Below are 23,591 nucleotides of genomic sequence, written 5' to 3'. Positions count from 1 at the left end.
ATCAGCGGATGTTGATCACGGCCTGGGTGATCTGGTCCTGGGTGGACAGGGCCTGCGAATTGGCCTGGAAGTTGCGCTGCGCCACGATCATGTTGACCAGCTGCTCGGTCAGGTCGACGGTCGAGGCTTCCAGCGCACCGGAGGCCACCTGGCCGAAGTCCGACGTGCCCGGTGCGCCGATGCGCGGTTCGCCCGAGGCGTAGCTGTGCGTCCAGGTGTTGTTGCCCTGCGAGACCAGGCCCTGCGGGTTGCTGAAGTTCGCCAGCGCGACCTGGCCCAATGCCTGGTCCACGCCGTTGGAATAGCGCGCATAGACCACACCGGTTTCGGACACGCTGAACTCGTTGAGCTTGCCGGTGGCGTAGCCGTCCTGGTTCTGGATGCGCTTGGCGAACTGTTCGCCGTACTGCGTGGTGCCGCTGATGTTCATCGTCATGTTCAGCACGCCGGCACCGGTGCTGGGCGTGAACGGCGCCAGCGTGACCAGGCCATTGGCCGGCGCGGTCAGGGTGCCGTTGTTGTCGAACTGCACCGTGGTCGGCGCGCCCATCGAGGCGCCGTCCACGTACGTGTGCATCTGCCATTCGTTCGGGTTCGGCGTCTTCACGTAGTAGACGGTCTGCTGGTGGGCCACGCCCAGCGAGTCGTACACGGTGACGGAAGTCGTCTCGTTGTAGCTGGCGCTGTCGGTCGGCGAGAACGGCGCGATGGTCGGCTGCGCGGCGTTGCCGGGCAGGGTGACGCCCAGTTCGACGTTGGTGGTCGGCGACGGCGGGCTGTCGGTGGTCAGCAGGCGCAGGTCGGTCATGTTGCCGGTGTCGAAGCCGACGCCGTCGGCGCGCGGCGGGAACACCTGCAGGCGATAGCCTTCCGGCGTGGTGACATAGCCGTTCGGGTCGCGCTGGAAGTTGCCGGCGCGCGTGTAGACATTGGTGCCGTTGTTGCTGACCGTGAAGAAGCCTTCCTTGTCGACGGCCATGTCCAGGTAGCGCCCGGTCTGGTTGATGTCGCCCTGGGAGAACTGCTGGGCCACGTTGGTCAGGCGTACGCCGGCGCCGATGCCGTTGCGCATCAGGCCGTAGCCGGTGGACGAGAACACCTCGGCGAACTCCGCGCGCGACTCCTTGAAGCCGGTGGTGTTGACGTTGGCGATGTTGTGCGAGGTCACGTTGAGGTCGGCGTTGGCCGCCCTCATGCCGGACAGCGAGCTGTTGAAAGCCATGGAAGACTCCTTGCAGGATGCGGTGGGAGTGAGAGGGTCAGGACGCCGACTTGCCGATGCGCAGCACGTAGTCGAGCGGGGCGGTGCCCAGGCCGGGCAGGTTGAGGTACAGGCCGTCGGAGCCGATGGTCACGCTGTCCACGTGGGCGTCGACGTAGGTGTTGAGTGCGGTGCCGGTGCCGTCGGTCGCGGTGTGGGTGGCCTTGATCGAATACTTGCCGGCCTCGGCGCGTTCGCCGTTGGCTTTCAGGCCGTCCCACGCGAACGCGGTCTCGCCTTTGCCGGTGGCTTCGACTTCGACCGTGTCGACGACGATGCCGCTGGCGTCCTTGATCTCGAAGGTCACCTTGCCGGCGCCCGGCGACATCACCAGGCCGGTGGCGTTGCCGGAGGCGGGCAGGGCAATGGATTCGGACGGCACCACCACCGAATGCCCGACCAGCGAAGCGCCCTTGAGCACCTGGTCGCCGGTCAGCGCGGCGGTGAAACCGTTGACGGTGCTGTTGAGGTCGCTGATGCCCTGCACGGTGGAGAACTGCGCCAGCTGGGCGACGAACTCGCTGTTGGACAGCGGCTTCAGCGGATCCTGGTTGCTCAGTTGCTCGGTCATCAGCCGCATGAAGTCGGCCTGGCCCAGCGTGTCGGCCTTCTTTTTCGGGGTCGCGCCGGTGCCGCTGGTGTTGAGGGCGGCGAACGGATCGCCATTGACGGTCGTCATGTGCGTGCTCGGTCAGGGGGCGGGGCGTCAGCGGCCCATGGTCAGGGTGGCCAGGGCGAGTTCCTTGGCGGTGTTCAGCACTTCCACGCCGGCCTGGTAGCCGCGCGAGGCGGAGATCAGGTTGACCATCTGCGCGACCGGATCGACATCCGGTGCATAGACGTAGCCGTCGCCGTCGGCCATCGGGTGGCCGGGTTCGTAGCGCTTGATCGGCGGCGCCTCGCTCTGGGTGATTTCCTTCACCTGCACCGACGTCAGCGTGCCGTCGGCACTCAGTCTGCGCGCCTGGAAGATCGGTTCGATCGGCTTGTAGACGGCTTCCGGCGACGAGGCGATGGAATCGGCGTTGGAGAGGTTGCTGGCGATGGTGTTCAGGCGCACGGACTGCGCCTGCAGCGCGGAGCCGGCGACGTCGAAGATGGGCAGGTTGCTCATGCCATGCCTCCTTACTGGCCGGTGATCGCGGTGAGCATGGTGCGCACCTTGGATTCGATGAAGCTCAGCGAGGCGCGGTATTCCAGCGCGGCGCGGCCATAGGCGGCGCGCTCGGTGTCGGCGTCGACGGTGTTGCCGTCCAGGCTGGGCTGCACGCCGGCGCGCTCGAAGATGCGCGGCGAGGCGTTCAGCAGCGTCATGTGCTGCTCGTTCGTGTTGCGCAGCGGCGCAGCCTTGGCGGCGGCCTGTTCCAGCGCGGCCTGGAAGTCCAGGTCCCTGGCCTTGAAGTTGGGTGTGTCGGCGTTGGACAGGTTGCTGGCGATCAGCTGCATCCGCTGCTCACGCAGCGGCAGTGCCGCGGCGTGGACACCAAGGTAATTGGAGATGGGATTGGACATGGCACCGCTCCGGCAGACCGTTGCCGGGGCAGCTGCAAGGCGTGTGCCAGATCGCGCGTTTCCTTCTCCCTGCAACGCGGGGAGAAGGTGCCCGAAGGGCGGATGAGGGGCGCTTTACGCCGCCATTCTTGCCGAAACCACCTGGTTCAGCCGGAACAGCACGTGCTCAGCCAGCTCGTGCGGGCTGTACTTGGCCACGAAGGCGTTTGCCCCGACCCGTTCGACCATGGCGTTGTTGAACACGCCCGACAGGGACGTGTGCAGCAGCACGTACAGGCCGGCCAGGCCCGGATGGCGACGGATTTCCGTCGTCAGCGTGTAGCCGTCCATGGCCGGCATCTCGATGTCGGAGATGACCATGGCGTAGCGCTCGGCCGGGTTCTCGCCGGCGGCGTGCACCTGCAAGAGATGGTCCAGTGCCTGGCGGCCGTCGGAGAGCAGGGTGGCGGTGACGCCCAGCTGCTCCAGCACGCTGCGGATCTGCGAGCGGGCCACGCGCGAGTCGTCCACCACCAGCACCTGCATCGGCGGGGCGTCGGCGGGCAGGGCCATCTCCGGCGCCAGCGTCGCGTCCATGCGCGACTGGCAGATGTCGGCCAGCACGCTTTCCACGTCGATCACCTGGATCAGTTCGCCCTGGAACCGCGTTACGGCGGTCAGGAAGCTGTTTTCCGCCCCCAGCTCCGGCGGCGGGTGGATGTCTTCCACCGCGATGTTGACGATCCGCTCCACGCCGCTCACCAGGAAGCCCTGCACCGAGCGGTTGAACTCGGTGACGACCAGGTAGTTGGGGGCGTTCTCGGGATTCGGGTCGCGCTCGGGGTGGCGGATGCTCAGGCCCAGGTCCAGCACGGGCACCGACCGCCCGCGCACGTCGGCCACGCCGACGAACTCGGTAGGCAGGCCGGGCAACTGGAACAGGGACGGCCGGCGCAGGACTTCCTGCACCTTGAAGACGTTGACGCCAAAAAGCTGACGCCCGCCCAGGCGGAACAGCAACAGGGCGAGGCGGTTGTGGCCGGCCAGGCGGGTGCGCTGGTCGATGCGGTTGAGCAGATCCTGGGTCATGTCCAGCATATCGGCCGGGGTGGGGGGCACTTGAGTGGGCGTGCCGGACCGCTGAACGCTCCTCTCCCTGCGCTGGAAGCCCCTCTCCCTGCGGGAGAGGGGTTGGGGTGAGGGGTAACGGAGTCCATTGCTGTGTGAGCCATCGGCCTGTCCAGGTCCTCGCGTTGGCTTTCTGGGCCTGTCGGGACAGTTTTCTTGGTGAATCCACATGGCGCCGCTGGCCGCGGAGGCCCTACTTTTCTTTGCTTGTGCAAAGAAAAGTAGGCAAAAGAAACACACCCCGGCGGTCCGCCCGCCGCTGCGCGGCGGGTGCGCAGTCCCGGCAGGAATTTTCGTACGGGGCATCCTGCCCCGGCCGAAAACGGCGCACATCCTTGTGCGCCGCCCCTGCGGGGTTTTACCCGCCGGGACTGCCGGACCTCAGGGGGCCCAACAGCCAAAGCAGAAGCCTCCGCGCGCGCCGCCTTTGCTTTTGCTTGCTTCCGGGTCCCCATGAGGCACGGCGGGTGGGCCGGGTACAACCCGAAGGGCGCCGTCATGGATGACGGCGTTTTCGTATGGCACATGGAGGTGCCTTACGAAAATTCCCGGCCCGCTCGCGGACCCTGCGCGCAGCGCAGGGCGTGCCGCCTGGGGTGTGTTTCTTTGCTTCTTTCTTTGCACACGCAAAGAAAGAAGGCCCCCGCGGCGAGCGGCACCATGCGTGAGTAAAAGAAGTTCCACCCCGCGAGGCCATCGAACGAAAGGTTCGTCGCGAATGTGGTGACAGCCAGTGGCGACCTGAAGACAAGGACTCCGTTGCCCCTCACCCCAACCCCTCTCCCGAGGGGAGAGGGGCTTGACTGGCACACCGCTTGCACCTTCCCCGCCGATGAACCGACGGAACCCGCCCATGCTGCTGCGCCTGACCACCGCCCTGATCGGCGGACTGACCGCATGCGCCGTGCTGGCCGCGGATTTCCAGCCGGTCGACAGCATCAAGGCCGCCGCCATCGGTGCCCTGCCGGCCGGCAGCGACGCCGAGGCAACGCTCGATCCCGCCTTGCGCCTGCCCCGATGCAGTGCCGCGCTGGTCGCGCGCGTGCAGGGCAGCAACAGCGTCGAAGTCGGCTGTCCGGATGGCTGGCGCCTGTTCGTGCCGGTACGCGTGCGCCGCAGCCAGACCGTGCTGGTGCTGGCGCGCGGCGTCGCACCCGGCGAAACCATCACCGCCGATGCCTTCGTCGAAGAACGCCGCGACGCCTCGCGCATCGTCGGTGCCGCCGTCGCCGATCCTTCGCAGGCGGTGGGACGCGTCGCGCGGCGCATGCTGTCGGCGGGCGCCGTGCTGGCCTCGACCGACCTGGTCGCGCAGCGCCTGGTGCGGCGTGGCGACAACGTGGCGCTGGTGTCCCGTCGCGGCGGGGTGGAAGTCCGCGTGGCCGGCAAGGCGCTGGCCGATGCGGGGGAGAACGAGCGTGTCACGGTCGAAAACCTGTCCTCGCGCCGGGTGGTGCAGGGCATCGTGGGCGCGGGCGGCGACGTCTGGGTAAGCCGATGAAAAAAAATGCAGATCCGCCCTCAAGATGTGCCGGAGGGTGCCGATACCGACGCTGGGTGGAAGGACATCGGGCAAAACCCGGACCTTCCTCGGAAATGTGCGATCCGTCACTAAAGTCGAACGGGTGGCGGCCGATAACTCCCATGAACCCTGTGACAGGTGACTGACATGAACCAGAAAATCGAAGGCACTCCCCCTGCCGCCATCCGTACCACCGGCCCCGTGAGTGGCCGGGTGGCCTCCGCAGGCGCCGATCGTTCCAGCCCCGTGGAAGCCAGTGCGGCGGGCGACAGCCTGCGTCTGACCGGTGAAGCCACCAGCCTGCAGGCGATGCAGCGCGAACTGGCCACCGCGCCGGCGATCAACGAAGCCCGCGTGGCGGCCGTGCGCGAAGCGCTGCAGGCCGGTACGTACAAGGTCAATGCCGAGGCGATCGCCGACGGCATGCTGGGTCTGGAAGACCAACTGGGCGGCTGAGCACCATGAGCCACGCCTCCCTCCAGCGACTGTCCGCGGCCCTGGAAGAGGAGCGGCGCGCCATCGTCGAGCACGACGTGGAAGCGCTGGTGCGCTGCACGCAGGACAAGCTGGATGCGCTGCGCGCGCTGGAAACCGCCGCCGCCGGCTTCGGTTTCCCCGACGACCTGCGCGAGAACCTGGCCGAGCTGGCAGAGAAGAACCACGCGAACGGCATCCTGCTGGCGCGTCGCCGTCGTGAAGTGAACTGGGCGCTGCGCCACCTGGGCCGCAGCGAAAGCCATGGCGCCTACGACGCCCAGGGCCAGACCTCGACCGCCTCCGCGCCGCGCCCGCTCGCCGTCGCCTGAGTCCGGTGCCGGATCCGAAAACTGCGACACCGCACCTTGCCGCTCCTGCGGCCGCGCCGGATACTGGCGCTCCATCGCTGCCACCCGATGCATCCGTGGCCACAGTCCCGCCTTTGAATCCTTCCGCCAGCGCCTGCGCCGTGGACGACATCCCGACCTTCGCCGATCTCAAGGCGCTGGCCGAACTGATGGACGATGGCTACCTGCTGTGCCGTGGCGATGCGCGTCCGCTGCATGCCAACGCTGCCGCGCGCGCGCTGGTCAGCGACGACGGCGATGCGCTGGGCGCGCTGTCCCGGCTGCTGCCGGCGGATGCGATCCGCACCGCGCGCGAGACCGGGCGCTGGAACGCCGACCTGACGCTCGCCGATGGCCTGGTGCTGCAGGTACGCGCCTACTTCCACGGCAACGCGGGTGGCGGTCACTGCCTGGTCGTGTTCCACGATGTCAGCGAGGCGCATGCGCGCCAGCAGGAACTGCAGCGGCGCCACGCGCAGCTCCGCCAGACGCTGGTGCGCCTGGCCGGTGCGCAGGAACAGCTGGTGCAGTCGGAGAAGATGGCTTCGATCGGCCAACTCGCCGCCGGCGTCGCGCACGAGATCAACAATCCGATCGGCTACGTGCATTCCAACCTCGGCTCGCTGCAGGAGTACCTGCACAGCCTGTTCTCGCTGATCGAGGTGTACGAGCGTGCGCTGCGCCTGCCGGACCCGAAGGCGATGCTGCCCGAGATCGAAGACCTGCGGGCGCGTGCCGACATCGACTTCATCACCGGCGACCTGCCGCAGCTGATGTCCGAATCACGCGAGGGCATCGAGCGCGTGACCGCCATCGTGCGCAACCTGAAGGACTTCTCGTACTCCGGCCGCGACGACAGCTGGAAATCCGCCGACCTGCATGCCGGCCTCGATTCGACGATCAACATCATCTGGAACGAGCTGAAGTACAAGGTCACTCTTGAGAAGCACTACGGCAAGCTGCCGCTGGTGCAGTGCCGCCCCTCCGAGTTGAACCAGGTGTTCATGAACATCCTGCTCAACGCCAGCCATGCGATCGACGAACGCGGCACGATCGGCGTCAGCACGGGCGTGGAGGGCGACGAGGTCTGGATCGAAGTCCAGGACAGCGGCCACGGCATTCCCGACGAGATCCTGCAACGCATCTTCGATCCGTTCTTCACCACCAAGCCGGTCGGCAGCGGCACTGGCCTGGGCCTGTCGATCTCCTACGGCATCGTCAAGAAGCACAACGGCCGCATCGAAGCGCGCAACGTGCCCGGCGCGGGCGCCTGCTTCCGCATCATGCTGCCGATCCGCCAGCCGGCTGCAGACGCGGCGTGATGTTGCTTCCTTCTCCCCGCGAGGCGGGGAGAAGGTGCCCGGAGGGCGGATGAGGGGCGAGCGCGAGCGACACGCTGCACAAGAAACTGCTTTGCGCACGTTGTTCGTAAGCGACATTGATGCGAACCGTCTCCGTTCGCCCCTCACCCGCCTTCGGCGCCCTCTCCCCGCTATGCAGGGAGAGGGGAGAGGCTAGGCGAAGAACGCCAGCTTCTTGTCCCGCGGCAACCGCTTCAGCTGCGCTTCCGCGCGCGAGGCCGCGCTGCGGTCCGGATAGCCGCGACTGGCCAGCACGCGCACTGGCGGGTTCGCCCGCGTGTACTTCGCGCCGGTACCGGCCGCATGCGCGGCATAGCGCGCGTCCAGGCGGTTGGTGATGCCGGCGTAGAAGGCGCCGTTGCGGCATTCCAGCAGGTACAGGCACCAGCCGTCCGGCGTCGTCGTGCCGCTGTCAGGCATGCGCGCGGTGGTGCGGCTGGTTCTCGTAGGTGGTGAAGGCCTGGCGGATGTGTTCGCGCAGGTCGTCGTCGTTCCACGGCTTGGTCAGGAAGCGGTAGATCTCGCCGCGGTTGATCGCTTCGGTCACCGTGGCCAGGTCGGTATAGCCGGACAGCACCAGCCGTACGGTATCCGGATACAGCAGGCGCACGCGGCCGAGGAATTCGGTGCCGCTCATGTCCGACATGCGCTGGTCGGACAGGATGACCTGCACGTCGTTGGTCGCCAGCAGTTCGAACGCATCGGTGACGTTGCTGGCGGCGAGGATGCGGTAGCCGTCGCGGCGGAACAGGCGCACCAGCGAGCGCAGGATGTTCTCCTCGTCGTCCAGCAGCAGCAGCGTGCGGTCGGGCTTGGTGGCGGCGAAGGCGTCCGCGCGCAGGTAGCGGCGGCGCAGCACGGCACCGGCGTCCTCGGCCGACATCGGTTCGCCGAAGAGGTGGCCCTGGAACATGTCGCACTGGTTGCGGCGCAGGAAGCCGAGCTGCGTGTCGGTCTCCACGCCGTGCGCGATGACCTTCATGCCCAGCTGGTGGCCCATCGCGATGATGGCGCAGGTGATGGCGACTTCGCGGTTGCCGGACGGCACGCCCTTCACGAAGTTGCGGTCGATCTTGATCTTGTCCACCGAGAAGCGCACCAGCGAATCCAGGTTGGAATCGCCCATGCCGAAGTCGTCCAGCGTCAGCCGCACGCCTTCGCGGTGCAGCTGCGCCAGCGTGCGGTGGACCAGGTTCATGTCCTTGGCCAGCGCGTTCTGGCGGACTTCCAGCACCACCATCTGCGGCGGGATGCCGGCCTCCTGCATCGCTTCCAGCACTTCGGAGACGAAGCTGGGGCGCAGCAACTGCAGCGTGGAGACGTTGACGGCGATCTCGAAGTCGTCGAAGCCCCAGTCGCGCCACACGCGGGCCTGCTTGAACGCGTTGCGCAGCACCCAGTCGCCGATCTGCACGATCACGCCGAGCTTCTCGGCCACGTGCATGAAGCGTTCCGGCACCAGCAGGCCGAGCGCGGGCGAGTACCAGCGCAGCAGCGTCTCCATGCCGACCACGCGGCCGTCGTGCGCGTTGATCTGCGGCTGGTAGAACAGGCGCAACTCGTTGTGGTGGATGGCGTTGACGATCTGCCGCGCGATGATGCTGTCGCTGCGCGCGGTGATCGCGGCGCCGCGGCGGTACAGGCGCACCAGGTTCATGCCTTCGTGCTTGGCCTGTTCCATCGCGCTTTCCGCGCATTGCAGCAGGCCGGATGCGGTATCGGCATGTTCCGGGCACAGTGCCACGCCGAGCGTGCCGGTCAGGAACAGCGTGTACGGCAGGACCGTCATCGGCAGTTCGATCTGCTCGCGCAGCAGGTCGCCGAAGCGCTCCGGCGGCAGCGTACCGGGCAGGCGCGGCACGGCCACGATGAACTCGTCGCTGCCGTGGCGCCAGGCGCGCGACTCGGGTCCCAGCGCGCGCTGCAGCCGATCGCTGAGGATGGCCAGCGCCTCGTCGCCGACCTCCACGCCCATGTTCTCGTTGATCGAGCGGAAATGGTCGATGTCGATGTACAGCAGCATCAACGGCGTCCCGTCGGCCGTGGCGATGTCGACCATGCGCTGCAGGTCGGGTTCGCCGGCGCCGAGGCGCGGCAGGCGGGGCAGGTGGGCGTGCTCGGTGTTCACGCGGGATCGGCAGGTGTCGCGGACGTGGCCGCATAGGGTAGGCGAAGTCGCCAGCGCGTGCCGCCGCCGTCGAGGCCACCGCCAGCGGCGATGGCCAGCGCCTGCAGCAGGGGCAGTCCGGTCATGTCGTGCGCGGTATCGGCGTCCACCGCCAGGGTGAGGTCGCCGGCGGCATCGGCGTCGCCCGCCAGTGCCAGCGAAGGCGTGCCGCCTGCCTGTGCGATGGCGCGCATCAGTGCCTGCGCGATGCGGAACGCCACCAGTGCGGTGTCCGCCGCGGGCGCATGCGGCAAGGGCGCCAGGGCCACCGTGCCATTGGCGAACAGGCGCTCATGCTCGGCGCGCAGCGCGGCATCCAGCCCGATGGAATCCAGCTGTGGCGGGTGCAGCGTGGCGTGCAGGTCGCGCACGATGGCGACGGCCTCGTCGCTGGCGCGGATGATCTCCTGCAGGTCTTCCGCGCGCACGTCGGCATCGTCTTCCGACTGCACGAGGTGCGCGCCCATCCGGATCGCCGACAGCGCCTGGCCGACCTGGTTGTGCAGGGCGCGACCGACACGATGGCGCTCGGCTTCCTGCAGGCGGAACAATTGCAGCAGCAGGTCGGAGGAAGGAGACGTCGACATGGGCGATGCGGGAGCGGGACCGTCGGCAGTATGCCAGCCATGCCGCGGGGTGATGGCGCTGCGCGGGCCTGAACGCGAAAGGGCGACCATCGCTGGCCGCCCCATCGTGTGCTTCTGCCGGGATGGGTGGGTCAGAACAGCTCGACCGTGCCTGCGCCCATGTTCTGCTGCGCGACCGGCTTGTGCGGCGGACGCTCCCACTCGGTGCGCTGGTCGCGCAGGCGGTTGCCGATCAGGCGCAGCGCGCTGAGCAATTCGTTGTCGGTGGCGCCGCCGGTGCGGTGCAGCAGTTCCTGCAGGGCCAGGGCTTCCTTGTTGATCGCGGTCAGGCGGTCCAGGTGGGTGTTGGCACTGCCCAGCGACTGCGTGGCGATGTCCTCGAACTGCAGCGAACGCACGGCATCGGCGACGCTGGCATCGATGGCGTGGCCGCACAGCGAGACCTCGCGCATGCCGTCGCCCAGCGAGGCGTTGATCGCCGCGACCTGGTTCAGCATGCCGGCGGCTTCCGAGCGGGCCTCCCGCGAACGGTCCAGGTCGCGCGAGGCCATGTTGGACACGGTGTCGCGTACCTTGGCGATGGATTCCTTCGAGCTGTGGGCCAGCTTGCGGATCTGCTCGTTGAAGGCGGTGGAGCGCTCGGACAGGTTGCGCACCTCGTCGGCCACCACCGCGAAGCCGCGACCGGCTTCGCCGGCGCGCGCCGCTTCGATCGCCGCGTTCAGCGCCAGCAGGTTGGTCTGGTCGGCGATCGACTTGACGTCCTCGAGCAGCGAGAAGATGCCGTCCAGGTGCTGTGCCATGTCGTCGATGTGGTGCACGGTGGTGCCGCTCTGGCCGGCGACCTGTTCCAGCGCCTCGACCAGCTGTTCCATGCGCTGGCTGGCGTTCTGGGCGAAGCGGGCCACGTCCACGCCGGCGCGGTCGCCCTCGCCGTTGCGGTCGATGATGCGCGAGATCGCCGCGCTCTGTTCGCGCGACTTGCGGTTCATCGCATCGAAACTGCCGCCGAGGTTGCTGACCGCCTCGCGGATCAGTTCGCGGGCACGGTCGATCTCGCTGCGCGAGCCCTCGATCTCGTTGTTGACGAAGCGACGCAGCTCGGTCAGCAGGGCATCCTGCTCGCGCACGACGCTGGCGTGCTCAGGGGAGATCTGGTGCGAGTTGACGACGGTCAGCCAGGCGAAGATCAGCCAGGCCAGCGTCAGCGATGTCAGCAAGGCCCATTGCAGGGCGTTGGGCCAGTCGAGACCGACCGACAGCGGGAACAGCAGGGTCAGGATGAGGGGTGCCGCCAGACGAACCAGGATGCGCGAATACATGGGTGCTCTCTGATGAAGCTCACTGATGAGTATCGGCCGTGGCGAACGGCTCTTTAGGCGGGAAATCCGCCGGTTTTTGCGTGACAGGAGATCTGTGACCACCGTTGCTGCTTGTTGTAGGAGCGACGTGAGTCGCGACCGCAGCAGGGAGAGGCCGGTGACCTGCATGGGGTGGAATCTCCGCCCATCACTGCTTCTTGTCTGCGGCGAATATCCGGGAACGGGTTGGCGCGCGGTCGCGACTTACGTCGCTCCTACAGTCGCTCCCACAGGAGAGAATCCCGAAGGCTCAGGCGATCGCCGCCGCCAGGTCGAGCAGGCGCTGGGCGATGCGTTCCAGCGGCAGGGCTTCCTTGGCCGCGCCCAGCCGCATCGCGGCGCCGGGCATGCCCCAGACCACGCTGCTCGCTTCGTCCTGCACCAGCGTGGGGGCGCCGGCCTGGCTCATTTCCAGCAGGCCACGTGCGCCGTCGTCGCCCATGCCGGTGAGGATGGCGCCGACCGCATTGCCACCGGCGCTCTGCGCGACGGAGCGGAGCAGCACGTCGACCGCCGGCTTGTGCCGGTTCACGGCCGGGCCGTCGTCGACGCGGCAGCGCCAGCGCGCACCGTCGCGGATGACCCGCATGTGCTGGCCGCCGGGCGGCAGGTAGGCGTGGCCGGGCAGGATGGCTTCGCCGTCGCTGGCCTCGCGCACGGCCATCGCCGAATGACGGTCCAGGCGTTCGGCGAAGGCGCGGCTGAACCCGGCGGGGATGTGCTGGGTCAGCACGATGGCGGGTGCGTCGGCGGGCATCTGCTCCAGCACCACGCGCAATGCTTCGGTGCCGCCGGCGGACGCACCGATGGCGATCAGCCGGTCGGTGGTGCGGAAACGCAGCGCGGGCGGCGCCGGTAGCGCGGCATCCAGGTTCACGCGCGGCGCGCCGGTGCGCGCCAGCGGGCGCACGCGCGCCTTCGCCGCAGTCTTGACCTTGGCGATGATCTCGTCGGAATACGCCTGCAGGCCGCTGGCGACATCGAGTTTCGGCTTGGAGACGAAGTCCACCGCGCCCAGCGCCAGCGCCTGCAGCGTGGTGTCGGCGCCGCGCTCGGTCAGCGACGAGATCATCACCACCGGCATCGGCCGCAGCCGCATGACGTTCTCGAGGAACGCCAGCCCGTCCATGCGCGGCATTTCCACGTCCAGCGTCATCACGTCCGGATTGAGGCGCTTGATCTTGTCGCGGGCCAGCAGCGGATCGGCAGCGGCGCCGACGACCTCGATGCCGGGGTCGCGGGACAGGATTTCGGTCAGGATCTGGCGCACGACCGCCGAGTCGTCGACGATCAGCACGCGGCAAGGGGACGTACTCATCAGAACAGCTCCACGCCCCCGGTGACAGGAGCCCTGGACAGGCGGGCGCGGGCGGCGGATTCGGCTGCCAGCACTTCGGCATCGTGCGCGTGCGGCAGGCGCTGCACGACCGCGCGGCCGGTGTCGGGGAAATACCAGACCTTGCGCGGGTGGATGCCGCGCAGGTCCTCGGCCACCACCGGGATGCGCTCGGCGTCCAGGTAGCGGCGGACGAATTCGGCGTTGCGCGTTCCCACCGGATTGCTGGTGAAGCCCTTCAGCACATTGGCGCCGCCGAACACCTTGGCCTGCAGCCGGTTGCGCGCGGCGCCCCGCTTGAGCAGGTCGTTGATCAGCAGTTCCATCGCATAGCTGCCGTAGCGCGCGGGCGCGCCGTCGCCGACGTTGCCGTCGGGCAGCAGGAAGTGGTTCATGCCGCCCAGCTTCAGCAGCGGGTCGCGGATGCAGGCGGCCACGCACGAGCCGAGCACGGTGACCAGCGCCGTGTGGTCGTCGACCACGAGGTACTGCGTTGGCAGCAGTTTGGCGGCGGCGGTCTTGAAGCGGATGTCGTGGTAGCGCATCACGCTGCCATCGGCGAAGGCGGCCGCGGCGGCGCTCATGCGGCGGCCCCGGCGCGGCGGTACAGCGTGCGGCCGCAGGGCTGGATGATGTCGGCCGCGTGCAGGTAGTTTTCCGAATGGCCGGTGTACAGCATGCCGTCGTCGGCCAGGTGCGGCACCAGGCGCGTGAGGATGCCGCGCTGGGTCGGCTTGTCGAAATAGATCATCACGTTGCGGCAGAACACCGCCGTGAACGGGCCGGCCACGTCGTAGCGCGGCGCCAGCAGGTTGAGCGGGCGGAAGTCGATCATCTGGCGCAGGGCCGGATGCACGCGGCACTTGCCCTCGTTCGGTCCGCTGCCGCGCTGGAAGTAGCGCCGCTTCAGCGCATCGTCCAGGCCGGCGATGCGCTCGACCGGATAGATCCCGCGCTCGCCGGTAGCCAGCACCTGGGTGTCGACGTCGGTGGCCAGGATGCGTACCGGCGGTGTCAGTGTGCCGTAGGCCTCGCAGGCGGAGATCGCGATCGAGTAGGGCTCCTCGCCGGTGGAGGCGGCGCAGGACCAGAGCTTCAGCGGGCCGTCGTGCCGGCGCTTGGCCAGTTCTTCCTGCAACCGCTCGAAATGGTGCGGCTCGCGGAAGAACGAGGTGAGGTTGGTGGTCAGCGCATTGGTGAATGCCTGCCACTCGTCGCCGCCATCGCGTTCCAGCGTGTCCAGGTAGTCCTTGAAGCTGCGCAGGCCGAGCGCGCGCAGGCGGCGCGAGAGCCGGCCGTAGACCATGTCGCGTTTGCCGTCGGCCAGGGCGATGCCGGCACGTTGCCGGATCAGCTCGACGACGCGGCGGAAATCCCGGTCGTCGAATTCGAAATCGCGCGCACCTGCGGCAAGGGCATCATCGCGGGCGGGGAGGGCAGCGGTCCGTCGGGTCGCGGTAGCCGGGGCAAGGGAGCGGGTACTGACGGACATGGGCGTCTCGAAAGAGCGGGTACTGATGGAGTACTCGAACGATGCACCGTCACCAGGACGGCGCATCGATCATCGGCCGGACTGAGGCAAGCCGCGTGCCTCAGAACTCCTGCCAGTCGTCGCCGTCCGCCAGTGCCGGTTCCAGCCTGGCGGGCGTGGCCACGCGCACCACCGCCTTGGCCGGGGTGCTTGCGGGCGCGGCCTTGGCGGGCTTGGCCGCCGCCGTCGGCGCGGCATGGGCGTGCAGCTTGAACACCGACACCGATTCGCTGAGCGCCTGCGCCTGCTCCTCCATCGAACGGGCGGCAGCGGAGGCTTCCTCCACCAGCGCGGCGTTCTGCTGCGTGGTCTCGTCCATCTGGGTGATGGTCTGGTTGACCTGTTCGATACCGGCGCTCTGTTCCTGCGAGGCGGCGGAGATCTCGGCCATGATGTCGGTCACGCGCTGCACGCTGGCGACGATCTCGCCCATCGTGGCGCCGGCCTGGTTCACCAACTTGGAACCGTCCGTGACCTTGTCGACCGAGGTTTCGATCAGGCCCTTGATCTCCTTGGCGGCGTTCGCGCTGCGCTGGGCGAGGGTGCGCACTTCGCTCGCCACGACCGCGAAGCCGCGGCCCTGTTCGCCGGCACGTGCCGCTTCCACCGCGGCGTTCAGCGCCAGGATGTTGGTCTGGAAGGCGATGCCGTCGATGACCGAGATGATGTCGGCGATCTTCTTCGACGACTGCTCGATGTCGCGCATCGTGGTGACGACCTTGCCGACCACCTCGCCACCTTGCGATGCGACACCGGCGGCGCCGATCGACAACTGGTTGGCCTGGCGGGCCGACTCGGCGTTCTGGCGCACGGTGGAGGTCAGTTCCTCCATCGAGGCGGCGGTTTCTTCCAGGTTGGCGGCCTGCTGTTCGGTACGGCGCGACAGGTCGGAGTTGCCGCTGGCGATCTCGCCGGCAGCAGTGTTGATCGAACTGGACGCATCCTGGATGCGGCCGACGATGTCGGTCAGCTGGGCGACGGTGGCATTGGCGTCGTCGCGCATGGTGGCGAACACGCCATGGAAGTCGCCTTCCATGCGTGCCGTCAGGTCGCCGCGGGCGATCGCCTGCAGCAGTTCCGACACTTCAGCCAGGTTCTCGTCGGTCGTCTCCATCAACTGGTTCAGGCCGTCGATCATGTCGCGGAAGTCGTACTGGTACTTGTCCACGTCGCCGCGCTGGCTGAAGTCGCCGGACGAGGCCGCCATGGCCAGGCGCTTGATCTCCGCATTGATCGCCGACAGGTTGGCCTTGGTGGCGTCCATCGTCTCGGTCAGGTTGGCTTTCTCGCCCGGCAGCTTCGGCATGTCCAGGCTCAGGTCGCCGATCGAGTAGCGCTGCATGATCTTCAGCGCATCGCCGATCGCCTGCAGGTGCGAGGCGACCAGCGCGTTGGTGTCGCGCACCATGCGGCCGTACTCGCCGGGGAACGCGCTGTCGTCCATGCGGTAGCTGATCTGGCCTTCGTCGTGGCGCGTGGCCATCTCGCTCTGTGCGGCGATCACCGACTGCACCTGCGTCTGCATGCGCTGCATGGCGGTGAGCAGCTGGCCGACTTCGTCCGAGCGGCTGGTGTCGATCTTGCCGTCCAGCTTGCCGGCGGAGACGTCGTTGGCCACGCGCACGGCCTCACCGACGGCGTTGGCGATGGCACGGGCGAAGAACCACGCCAGGGCCAGGCCGCCGACGATGCCGGCCAGCAGCATGACGATCATCAGCGTGCTGCTGGCGGTGAAGGTTCTGTCGGCATTGATGTTGGCCTCCTTCGCTTCGTTGTCGACGATCGTGATGAGCGCGGTCAGTGCGTTGGCGGTCTTGGTGTGCTGGTCGCGCGTCGCGCCGATGAACGTGTCCACCGCATCGTCCGGCAGGCCGAGGTCGAGCATTTCCTGCACGTCGGCATAGGACTGCTTGGCCGCCGTCCATTCCTTCAGGAACAGGTCATAGGCCTTCTTTTCCTGGGCTGTCGCCACCAGCTTGGCGTACTCCTTGATAGCCGCATCGATCTCCTTCTCCTGCTGGGCGGCGCCTGCCTTGGCCTCGGCCTTGATGGCGTCGCTGGCCCGCACGTGCTGGCGATACGTGGTGGTGCGGTACTCGCCAATCATCCCGCGCAGGTCGCCGGCGGCTTTCACGCTGGGCAGCACGTTGTCGGTAACCTGGCTGGTGACGCCGTTGAGGGAATTCAGGCCGACGAAGGCGGCGATGCCCTGGACCAGCATCAGGGCCAGCACGACACCGAAGGCGAGCATCATCTTCGTCGTCAGTTTGAAATTCTTGATCCGCTGCATGGGATTCTTTTCCTTTACCGGGGCGCGCGCCGCGCCGCTCTCAGGTGCAACCGGGGCAGGGCGGGGCGTCGATGACGCCCTGCCCGTGGAACGGACCGCGGGATCAGCGGATCGTGGCCAGCTTCAGGTTCGACGGCGAGCTCACTACGATCTCGGCGCGCGACTGGTCGCGCTCGATGTTGCCGATCACGCAGACGTCCTTGCCTTCCAGTTCTTCCGGCGCCGGCTTGAACTTGGCGCGGGCGTCGCCCGGGATGCGCGCGGTGAAGGTGTGGCGCGGGAAGTTGCCGCCCATGTACAGGAACGTCGGGGTGCCTTCGGTGTTCTCGGCGAAACGGGCCTTGCCGACCTTGCCGCAGACGGTGCCGGCCTTGCCGGTGAAGCGCGGCGCCATGTCGGCCGGAATCGCGTTGTCGATCTGCGACTGGCTGCTGGCCGGGGCGGCAGGCATCAGCAGGGCGGCGCCGACGACGGCGATGGACAGGGTCAGGACGGATGCGATCTTCATGCCAGGAACTCCGGATGGGCAGGGATAGTGGGAAACGCTCACCGCCTGAGATCGGCGCCGCACACGCAAACTTGAGTTGACGGAGGTATCAATGCGCGGCGATGCACGTGACTGGGAGCTGCATCACATTTCGTGATGGGTGCGCAGCGGCACGGAACGGCGGCATCAGGCCGTGGCGGTGGCGTCCGCAACGACATCCACATCGCGCACGCAGGCATGCGGATGGGCGTGCAGCCACTGCTCCAGCGGTCCGGGCGGCAATGGCGGCGAGAACAGGTAGCCCTGCAGGACGGGGAAGCGCTGTTCGGCGAGGAAGCGATGCTGGGATTCGGTTTCCACGCCCTCGGCCACCACCTTCATGCCCAGGCTTTCGCCGATGCGCAGCACCGACGAGGTCAACGTGCGGGCGATGGCGCTCGTGTCGATGTCGCGCACGAAGCTCTGGTCGAGCTTGAGTTCGCTGATCGGCAGGCGGTGCAGGTGGCTGAGGCTGGAATAGCCAGTGCCGAAATCGTCCAGCGACAGGCGCACGCCGAGCACGTAGATGGCCTCGATGTTCTCCAGCACGTCGGGATCCGGGTCCAGCATGACGCTTTCGGTGATCTCCAGCGTCAGGTCGCTGGGCGCCAGGTCGTGTTCGTCCAGCAGGTCGGAGATCTGCAGCGACAGCTGCGGATCGCGGAAGTTGATCGCGGAAATGTTCACCGACACCCGCGGAATGTCGATGCCGCGGCGGCGCCAGTCGGCCATCTGCGCGCAGGCCCGCTGCAGCACCCACAGGCTGAGGTCGGCGATCAGGCCGCACTCCTCGGCCACGGGCACGAAGCGCGACGGGGGGATGACGCCCAGGTCGGCATGGTGCCAGCGCAGCAGGGCCTCCACGCCATAGAGTTCGCGGCTGGTCCCGCCGCCGACCTGCGGCTGGTAGTGCAGGTCCAACTGGTTCAGCTTCAGGGCGTCGCGCAGCGCCGCTTCCAGCGACACGCGCTCCTGCGCCAGCCGGTTCATGTCCACGCTGAAGAAGCGGAAGCCGCTGCCGCCGTCGCGCTTGGCGCGGTACATCGCCATGTCGGCGTGGCGGACCAGCAGGTCGATGTCGCGGCCATCGTCCGGAAACATCGCCACGCCGATGCTGGCGCTGGGATGCAACGTCATCAGGCCGGCGCTGGTGGGCGCGGCGAGCGTACCCAGCAGCCGCTCCGCGACACTGCCCGCCTGTTCGGCGCTGCACATCGGCAGCACGGCGACGAATTCGTCGCCAGCCTGGCGGCCGACGATGTTGATGCCGCCCAGTTCCTCGCTGAGGCGCGCGGCGACATCGCGCAGCAGGCCATCGCCGGCGGCATGCCCCTGCGCGTCGTTCACCCGCTTGAAGCGGTCGAGATCGATGAACAGCACCGCGGCCGTGCCGTTGGTCTGGGCGACGTTGGCCAGTGCCTGCTCGGCCTTGGCGCTGAACATGATGCGGTTCGGCAATCCGGTCAGCGTGTCGTAGAACGCCAACTGGTGAACGCGTTCGTTGGTCTGCTCGCGCTCCAGCGTCAGCGAACAGAGGTGCAGGCAGGTGTCGGCGAGACGTTCGTGCAGCTCTTCCGGACCGCGGTTCTCGCGGTAGTAGAACGACAGCGTGCCGAGTACGCGGCCGCTGCTGGACTTGATCGGGTGGGTCCAGCACGCGCGCAGGCCGAGTGGCGTGGTCAGGTGGCGGGTGTTGGCGCACAGCGGATCGCTGGCGATGTCCTTGACCAGCACGGCGCGGCCACGCCATGCGGCCACGCCGCAGACGCCGGCGCGCGGCCCGATCGGCAGGCCGTTGATCTTGCGCGCCCAGGCTTCCGGCATGCTGGGCGAAGCGAGGGCATGCATCAGCCCTTCGTTGTCGACGGTGATGATGGACACCGTCAACTCCGGCGCGATGTGTTCCACCTCGCGGCAGATCAGGGTCATCACGTCGGCGACGTTCCATTCGTGCACCAGCGCGTCCAGCACCTTGTTGTGCAGCACCTGGTGCATCTTGGTCTGGGTGATGTCGCTGAGCACGCTGACCAGCCCCAGCAGCGATCCGTCCTCGTCGTGCACGGGATTGATCGCGGTGGACAGCCACAGCGGGCGACCGGCCTTGGTGTACAGCAGCACTTCGGTCTGCAGGCCCTCACCGGCCTCCATCGCGCGGTTGATGCGTTCGTCCAGGCTGCCGTCGGTGTGCGGGCCGGACAGCAGCTGCGCCGGCTTCACGCCGTGCAGTTCTTCCAGCCGGTAGCCGAGCATGCGGGTGAAGCCGCTGTTGACGTAGACGACCTCGCGGTCGGCGGAACTGATGAAGATCGCGTTGTCGCTGCTGTCCACCACGATGGACAGCTGCCGCAAACGCGCCAGTTGCCGCTGCTGGTCGCTGGTGTCGCGGACGAAGGCGGTATGGAAGACATGTTCGCCGACGACGACCTTCGACATCGATACCGAACAGGCGCTTTCGCTGCCATCCTGCCGTCGCAGCAGTGCATCGCGATGGCTGCCCAGCAACGATGACAGGGTGGACTCGGCAGTGCCGTCGGCGGGCGGCTCCGCCAGCAGTCGGGTGAACGGCAGGCCGTGCACATCCTCGCGCCGGCAGCCCCACAGGGCTTCCGCGGCCGGATTGAACAGCACCACGCGGTGGCGGCTGTCGATGACGAAGGCCGCGTCGACGGACTGCTCGAGCACGTGCCAGAGGCTGTCCTGCGCCGGTCCAACGGCTGCCTGGGCGTCGCGCAAGGGTGTCAGCGCGTTCATCGTGCGGCGAAGCATGCGCTGTCCTTGTCGTGCATGGTGGCCGGGTGGCTGGCGTCGTCGGTGGCGGGAAGTGCGACGGTCATCGGGAGCCAGGAAAGAGTGCCTTCAGGTGACATATCGGCGGGTGTCCGGGTTACTTGAACGCGGTCACGGGCCGGGCGAGGCATGCGGCGCGCGGCCGATCAGAACTCCTGCCAGTCGCCGTCGGCGAGGGCGGGTTCGGGCTTGCGCGCCATCGGTGTGCGTGCGGTGGCCCTGGCGGCCGGCCTGGGCGCCGCCACGCTGGATGCGGTGGCCGCCTTGCGTACCGGTGCGCTGACCGTGGTCTGCAGCTTGAATACCGATACCGACTCGGTCAGCGACTGCGCCTGTTCTTCCATCGAACGGGCGGCGGCGGTGGCTTCCTCCACCAGCGCGGCATTCTGCTGGGTCGCTTCGTCCATCTGGGTGATGGTCTGGTTGACCTGTTCGATGCCGGCGCTCTGTTCCTGCGAGGCTGCGGAGATCTCGGCCATGATGTCGGTCACGCGCTGCACGCTGGCCACGATCTCGGCCATGGTCGCGCCGGCCTGGTTCACCAGCGCCGAGCCGTCGGCCACCTTGTCCACCGAGGTCTCGATCAGGCCCTTGATCTCCTTGGCGGCGTTGGCGCTGCGCTGGGCGAGGGTGCGGACTTCGCTCGCCACGACCGCGAAGCCGCGACCCTGCTCACCGGCACGCGCCGCTTCCACCGCCGCATTGAGCGCCAGGATGTTGGTCTGGAAGGCGATGCCATCGATGACCGAGATGATCTCGGCGATCTTCTTCGACGACTGTTCGATGTCGGTCATGGTCGTAACGACCTTGCCGACCACGTCGCCGCCCTGCGAAGCAACGGACGCGGCGCCGATGGCGAGCTGGTTGGCCTGGCGGGCCGACTCGGCGTTCTGGCGCACGGTGGAGGTCAGTTCCTCCATCGAGGCGGCGGTTTCTTCCAGGTTGGCGGCCTGCTGTTCCGTGCGACGGGAAAGATCACTGTTGCCGCTGGCGATTTCGCCTGCGGCGGTGTTGATGGAACCGGAGGCATCCTGGATGCGGCCGACGATGTCGGTCAGCTGCGCGACGGTGGCGTTGGCGTCGTCGCGCATGGTGGCGAACACGCCATGGAAGTCGCCTTCCATGCGTGCCGTCAGGTCGCCATCGGCGATCGCGCGCAGCAGTGACGACAGCTGCGCGAGGTTGCGGTCGCTGGTGGCCATCATGCTGTTGAGGCCCTGCACCATGTCGCGGAAATCGTCGCGGAAGCCGGCCTCGTCGCCGCGTGCGGTGAAATCGCCCAGCGATGCCGCCTGCGCCAGGCGCTTGATCTCGCCATTGATGGCCAGCAGGCTCTGCTTGGCCGCGTCCATCGCCTCGTGCAGGAACGCGCGCGTGCCGGGCAGCCGGCGCGCGTCCTGGCTCAGGTCGCCGTTGGCGTAGCGTTCGAGGATGCCGATGGCATCGCGGAAGGCGTCCAGGTGCTCGAACATCATGGTGTTGATGCCGCCGGCCAGTTCACCGTACACGCCGGGGAAATCCTCCGGCATGCGGTGGCTGATGTCCTCGGCGCCGTGCAGGCGGATCATGTCGCGGGTCTCGTGCGAGAAGCGCTCCAGCATGTGCACCATGTCGTCGGTCGCCTTCAGCATCTGGCCGACCTCGTCGCGGCCATGGTGGCCGGTGCGCACGCTCAGGTCGCCGCGCGACACGCCCTTGATCGCCGACAGGGCGCGTGCCACGGGCTCCAGCACCGACTGGCCGATGACCCAGCTGATCGCCATGCTCAGCAGCACCAGCAGGCCACCGACCGCCGTCATGATGAAGGTGAACTGCAGCGCCTGCGCCTGCGTGTCGTCGAGGTAGACGCCGGTGCCGACCACCCAGCCCCAGGGCTGGTACAGCGCGGCATAGGAGGTCTTGGGAACGGGGGCGTCCTCGCCGGCCTTGGCCCAGCGATAGTCGACATGGCCGCCGCCGGCGCGTGCCACCCGCACGAACTCCGGGAAGATCCGCTTGCCGTCCGGGCTTTCCACCTGGTCCAGCGGTTTGCCGATCAGGTCGGGCCGCGAGGGATGCATCAGCATCGTCGGCGCTTCGTCGGTGACGAAGAAATAGTCCACGCCCTGGTTGGCCTGCATGGCGGCGAGGGCGGCGAGGGCGCGTTCCTTCGCGTCGGCTTCGTCCAGCACGCCGGCGTCGGCCTGCTTCGCGTAGCTTTCGATCACGCCCAGCGCCATGTCGGTCTGCGCCTTCAGTCCGGCCTGGCGCGTTGCGTTCAGGTCCACGTACTGCATGCGTGCCGCGACGACGGCGAGCGACACGACCCCCAGGGCGACCAGGGCGGTCTGGATCAGGAAGCGGCGCTTGAGGGGCAGCGAGGACAGGGTGGCGGCGATCTTGGCGGGGAACGTCATGGCGATCTCGGACGACGGGGGTGGTGCGCAGGGAGGAGGGCGGGACGCAGATGTCCCGCTGTGGTTATCGGCCGCGGCGTCGGAACTTTCAGTCAGGTGAGGCGCCCTGCGACGAAAGGCGCATGCCGGGGATCGGGGCGCGTAAAAAAGCGAAGACCGCGGGCCTTGCGGTCCGCGGTCCGGGGAAACCTCGCCCTGCCGGTCGCCCGGCGGGGTCAGGCGGCGACCTGTTCCGGCAGCGGCTGGCCAAGGTCGGCGCTGTCGATCAGCGTCTCGATGTCGAGCAGGATCAGCATGCGTTCGTCCACCGTGCCGATGCCGGAGATGAAACGGGTATCGACGCTGGCACCGAACTCGGGAGTCGGGCGGATCTGCTCGGCGTTCAGCGCCAGCACGTCCGACACGCTGTCCACGACGATGCCGACCACGCGGTCTTCCACGTTCAGCACGATCATCACGGTGAAGGCGTCGTAGCGCGCTTCCTTCAATCGCAGCTTCAGGCGCAGGTCGATCACCGGCACGATGGTGCCGCGCAGGTTGATCACGCCCTTGATGTAGTCCGGCGCGTCGGGCAGGCGGGTCACCGAGTCGTAGCCGCGGATTTCCTGCACCTTCAGGATGTCCACCCCGTAGTGCTCGTCTCCCAGGGTGAAGCTGAGGAACTCGTCCGCGCTCGCCGCGGCCTGGGTCTTCTTGTCGCTCATTCGTCGGGCTCCTGTTGCAGCCGGTAAGGGGGCGGGTTCCCGGGGCGGAACCGGTCAAGGCCTAGATCGGCCCCGGGCGGGGTTTCTTTAGCGGGTTCAGTAGGCGTGCGGTTCGGACACGGGGCGCGGAGCACCGCCGGCGGCGATGCGGGTGACACGCTCCTGGACCAGGCGCGCGACGCGGCCGTGGCCGTCCAGGCGGAAGCTGGACACGGCATCGTTCAGCGCCTCCGCCTGTTCTTCCATCGAACGCGCTGCGGCGGAGGCTTCTTCCACCAGGGCCGCGTTCTGCTGGGTGGTCTCGTCCATCTGCACGATG

At 67.8% G+C, this 23,591-nt stretch carries 21 protein-coding genes and 1 pseudogene; 4 read left to right on the top strand and 18 right to left on the bottom strand.

What is annotated here, in order from left to right; translation table 11 throughout:
- Position 1: 1 nt before the first annotated feature.
- The 5 genes from flgE to V7060_RS14820 all read right to left on the bottom strand — a co-directional run bounded on the left by flgE (position 2) and on the right by V7060_RS14820 (position 3,841).
- Complete coding sequence (gene flgE / locus V7060_RS14840) at positions 2-1,222, bottom strand: flagellar hook protein FlgE (protein WP_334180025.1); 1,221 nt, start codon at positions 1,220-1,222, stop codon at positions 2-4.
- A gap of 37 nt (positions 1,223-1,259) precedes the next feature.
- Positions 1,260-1,940 (bottom strand): flagellar hook capping FlgD N-terminal domain-containing protein, encoded by a 681-nt coding sequence (locus V7060_RS14835; RefSeq protein ID WP_334180024.1) that lies wholly within the window; start codon positions 1,938-1,940, stop codon positions 1,260-1,262.
- Between the two features lie 27 nt (positions 1,941-1,967).
- Entirely contained in the window at positions 1,968-2,375 is a 408-nt protein-coding gene (gene flgC / locus V7060_RS14830) for a flagellar basal body rod protein FlgC (RefSeq protein WP_334180023.1), read from the bottom strand.
- A gap of 11 nt (positions 2,376-2,386) precedes the next feature.
- Positions 2,387-2,773 carry a flagellar basal body rod protein FlgB gene (gene flgB / locus V7060_RS14825; RefSeq protein WP_334180022.1) on the bottom strand — a complete coding sequence of 129 codons (387 nt, stop codon included), beginning with the start codon at positions 2,771-2,773 and terminating at the stop codon, positions 2,387-2,389.
- A 114-nt stretch (positions 2,774-2,887) separates the two neighbouring features.
- A complete protein-coding gene (locus tag V7060_RS14820) occupies positions 2,888-3,841 on the bottom strand; it encodes a chemotaxis protein (protein ID WP_162337309.1) in 954 nt (317 codons plus the stop codon).
- Positions 3,842-4,733: 892 nt separating this feature from the next.
- On the opposite strand from V7060_RS14820, the gene flgA reads away from it, so the two are divergent.
- The 4 genes from flgA to V7060_RS14800 all read left to right on the top strand — a co-directional run bounded on the left by flgA (position 4,734) and on the right by V7060_RS14800 (position 7,548).
- Complete coding sequence (gene flgA, locus V7060_RS14815) at positions 4,734-5,381, top strand: flagellar basal body P-ring formation chaperone FlgA (protein WP_334180021.1); 648 nt, start codon at positions 4,734-4,736, stop codon at positions 5,379-5,381.
- A 168-nt stretch (positions 5,382-5,549) separates the two neighbouring features.
- The gene (gene flgM, locus V7060_RS14810) at positions 5,550-5,858 is read left to right on the top strand and encodes a flagellar biosynthesis anti-sigma factor FlgM (RefSeq protein WP_334180020.1); all 309 of its coding nucleotides are present in this window, start codon (positions 5,550-5,552) and stop codon (positions 5,856-5,858) included.
- A gap of 5 nt (positions 5,859-5,863) precedes the next feature.
- Positions 5,864-6,208: a flagellar protein FlgN gene (locus V7060_RS14805; protein WP_334180019.1), complete on the top strand. Its 345-nt coding sequence runs from the start codon at positions 5,864-5,866 to the stop codon at positions 6,206-6,208.
- A gap of 188 nt (positions 6,209-6,396) precedes the next feature.
- Positions 6,397-7,548, top strand: a complete 1,152-nt coding sequence (locus V7060_RS14800; RefSeq protein ID WP_334180108.1) for an ATP-binding protein — start codon at positions 6,397-6,399, stop codon at positions 7,546-7,548.
- A 192-nt stretch (positions 7,549-7,740) separates the two neighbouring features.
- On the opposite strand, the gene V7060_RS14795 is transcribed toward V7060_RS14800, so the two are convergent.
- The 13 genes and pseudogenes from V7060_RS14795 to V7060_RS14735 all read right to left on the bottom strand — a co-directional run.
- Positions 7,741-8,007, bottom strand: a complete 267-nt coding sequence (locus tag V7060_RS14795) for a GIY-YIG nuclease family protein (protein ID WP_334180018.1) — start codon at positions 8,005-8,007, stop codon at positions 7,741-7,743.
- Positions 8,000-9,646: an EAL domain-containing protein gene (locus tag V7060_RS14790; protein WP_334180107.1), complete on the bottom strand. Its 1,647-nt coding sequence runs from the start codon at positions 9,644-9,646 to the stop codon at positions 8,000-8,002. Before V7060_RS14790 ends, V7060_RS14795 begins: the two co-directional genes overlap by 8 nt.
- Positions 9,647-9,711: 65 nt before the next feature.
- On the bottom strand, positions 9,712-10,341 hold the full coding sequence (locus V7060_RS14785; protein WP_334180017.1) for a histidine kinase: 630 nt from the start codon (positions 10,339-10,341) through the stop codon (positions 9,712-9,714).
- 131 nt (positions 10,342-10,472) lie between these two features.
- Entirely contained in the window at positions 10,473-11,663 is a 1,191-nt protein-coding gene (locus V7060_RS14780) for a methyl-accepting chemotaxis protein (protein ID WP_334180016.1), read from the bottom strand.
- 289 nt (positions 11,664-11,952) lie between these two features.
- The gene (locus V7060_RS14775) at positions 11,953-13,023 is read right to left on the bottom strand and encodes a chemotaxis response regulator protein-glutamate methylesterase (protein ID WP_334180106.1); all 1,071 of its coding nucleotides are present in this window, start codon (positions 13,021-13,023) and stop codon (positions 11,953-11,955) included.
- On the bottom strand, positions 13,020-13,622 hold the full coding sequence (cheD, locus tag V7060_RS14770; RefSeq protein WP_334180015.1) for a chemoreceptor glutamine deamidase CheD: 603 nt from the start codon (positions 13,620-13,622) through the stop codon (positions 13,020-13,022). Before cheD ends, V7060_RS14775 begins: the two co-directional genes overlap by 4 nt.
- Positions 13,619-14,530, bottom strand: coding sequence for a CheR family methyltransferase (locus V7060_RS14765; RefSeq protein ID WP_334180014.1), 912 nt, complete (start codon positions 14,528-14,530; stop codon positions 13,619-13,621). Before V7060_RS14765 ends, cheD begins: the two co-directional genes overlap by 4 nt.
- Positions 14,531-14,630: 100 nt before the next feature.
- On the bottom strand, positions 14,631-16,859 hold the full coding sequence (locus V7060_RS14760) for a methyl-accepting chemotaxis protein (protein ID WP_334180013.1): 2,229 nt from the start codon (positions 16,857-16,859) through the stop codon (positions 14,631-14,633).
- A gap of 103 nt (positions 16,860-16,962) precedes the next feature.
- Positions 16,963-17,367 (bottom strand): hypothetical protein, encoded by a 405-nt coding sequence (locus V7060_RS14755; protein WP_334180012.1) that lies wholly within the window; start codon positions 17,365-17,367, stop codon positions 16,963-16,965.
- Between the two features lie 165 nt (positions 17,368-17,532).
- Positions 17,533-20,151, bottom strand: a complete 2,619-nt coding sequence (locus tag V7060_RS14750; protein ID WP_334180011.1) for an EAL domain-containing protein — start codon at positions 20,149-20,151, stop codon at positions 17,533-17,535.
- Between the two features lie 167 nt (positions 20,152-20,318).
- Positions 20,319-22,568: a methyl-accepting chemotaxis protein gene (locus V7060_RS14745; RefSeq protein ID WP_334180010.1), complete on the bottom strand. Its 2,250-nt coding sequence runs from the start codon at positions 22,566-22,568 to the stop codon at positions 20,319-20,321.
- A 215-nt stretch (positions 22,569-22,783) separates the two neighbouring features.
- On the bottom strand, positions 22,784-23,272 hold the full coding sequence (locus V7060_RS14740) for a chemotaxis protein CheW (protein WP_162337321.1): 489 nt from the start codon (positions 23,270-23,272) through the stop codon (positions 22,784-22,786).
- Between the two features lie 96 nt (positions 23,273-23,368).
- Positions 23,369-23,591, bottom strand: a pseudogene (locus tag V7060_RS14735) (hypothetical protein); the annotation flags it as partial.

It is taken from the genome of Pseudoxanthomonas sp. (assembly GCF_036845285.1).
Taxonomy (GTDB): domain Bacteria; phylum Pseudomonadota; class Gammaproteobacteria; order Xanthomonadales; family Xanthomonadaceae; genus Pseudoxanthomonas_A.
This window is presented reverse-complemented; position numbering and strand designations above follow the sequence as displayed.

Coding starts and splice junctions, on each gene's coding strand:
- flgE (WP_334180025.1), bottom strand. CDS start 1,222: ATGGCTTTCAACAGCTCGCTGTCCGGCATGAGGGCGGCCAACGCCGAC.
- V7060_RS14835 (WP_334180024.1), bottom strand. CDS start 1,940: ATGACGACCGTCAATGGCGATCCGTTCGCCGCCCTCAACACCAGCGGC.
- flgC (WP_334180023.1), bottom strand. CDS start 2,375: ATGAGCAACCTGCCCATCTTCGACGTCGCCGGCTCCGCGCTGCAGGCG.
- flgB (WP_334180022.1), bottom strand. CDS start 2,773: ATGTCCAATCCCATCTCCAATTACCTTGGTGTCCACGCCGCGGCACTG.
- V7060_RS14820 (WP_162337309.1), bottom strand. CDS start 3,841: ATGACCCAGGATCTGCTCAACCGCATCGACCAGCGCACCCGCCTGGCC.
- flgA (WP_334180021.1), top strand. CDS start 4,734: ATGCTGCTGCGCCTGACCACCGCCCTGATCGGCGGACTGACCGCATGC.
- flgM (WP_334180020.1), top strand. CDS start 5,550: ATGAACCAGAAAATCGAAGGCACTCCCCCTGCCGCCATCCGTACCACC.
- V7060_RS14805 (WP_334180019.1), top strand. CDS start 5,864: ATGAGCCACGCCTCCCTCCAGCGACTGTCCGCGGCCCTGGAAGAGGAG.
- V7060_RS14800 (WP_334180108.1), top strand. CDS start 6,397: ATGGACGATGGCTACCTGCTGTGCCGTGGCGATGCGCGTCCGCTGCAT.
- V7060_RS14795 (WP_334180018.1), bottom strand. CDS start 8,007: ATGCCTGACAGCGGCACGACGACGCCGGACGGCTGGTGCCTGTACCTG.
- V7060_RS14790 (WP_334180107.1), bottom strand. CDS start 9,646: ATGGTCGACATCGCCACGGCCGACGGGACGCCGTTGATGCTGCTGTAC.
- V7060_RS14785 (WP_334180017.1), bottom strand. CDS start 10,341: ATGTCGACGTCTCCTTCCTCCGACCTGCTGCTGCAATTGTTCCGCCTG.
- V7060_RS14780 (WP_334180016.1), bottom strand. CDS start 11,663: ATGTATTCGCGCATCCTGGTTCGTCTGGCGGCACCCCTCATCCTGACC.
- cheD (WP_334180015.1), bottom strand. CDS start 13,622: ATGAGCGCCGCCGCGGCCGCCTTCGCCGATGGCAGCGTGATGCGCTAC.
- V7060_RS14765 (WP_334180014.1), bottom strand. CDS start 14,530: ATGTCCGTCAGTACCCGCTCCCTTGCCCCGGCTACCGCGACCCGACGG.
- V7060_RS14760 (WP_334180013.1), bottom strand. CDS start 16,859: ATGCAGCGGATCAAGAATTTCAAACTGACGACGAAGATGATGCTCGCC.
- V7060_RS14755 (WP_334180012.1), bottom strand. CDS start 17,367: ATGAAGATCGCATCCGTCCTGACCCTGTCCATCGCCGTCGTCGGCGCC.
- V7060_RS14750 (WP_334180011.1), bottom strand. CDS start 20,151: ATGCTTCGCCGCACGATGAACGCGCTGACACCCTTGCGCGACGCCCAG.
- V7060_RS14745 (WP_334180010.1), bottom strand. CDS start 22,568: ATGACGTTCCCCGCCAAGATCGCCGCCACCCTGTCCTCGCTGCCCCTC.
- V7060_RS14740 (WP_162337321.1), bottom strand. CDS start 23,272: ATGAGCGACAAGAAGACCCAGGCCGCGGCGAGCGCGGACGAGTTCCTC.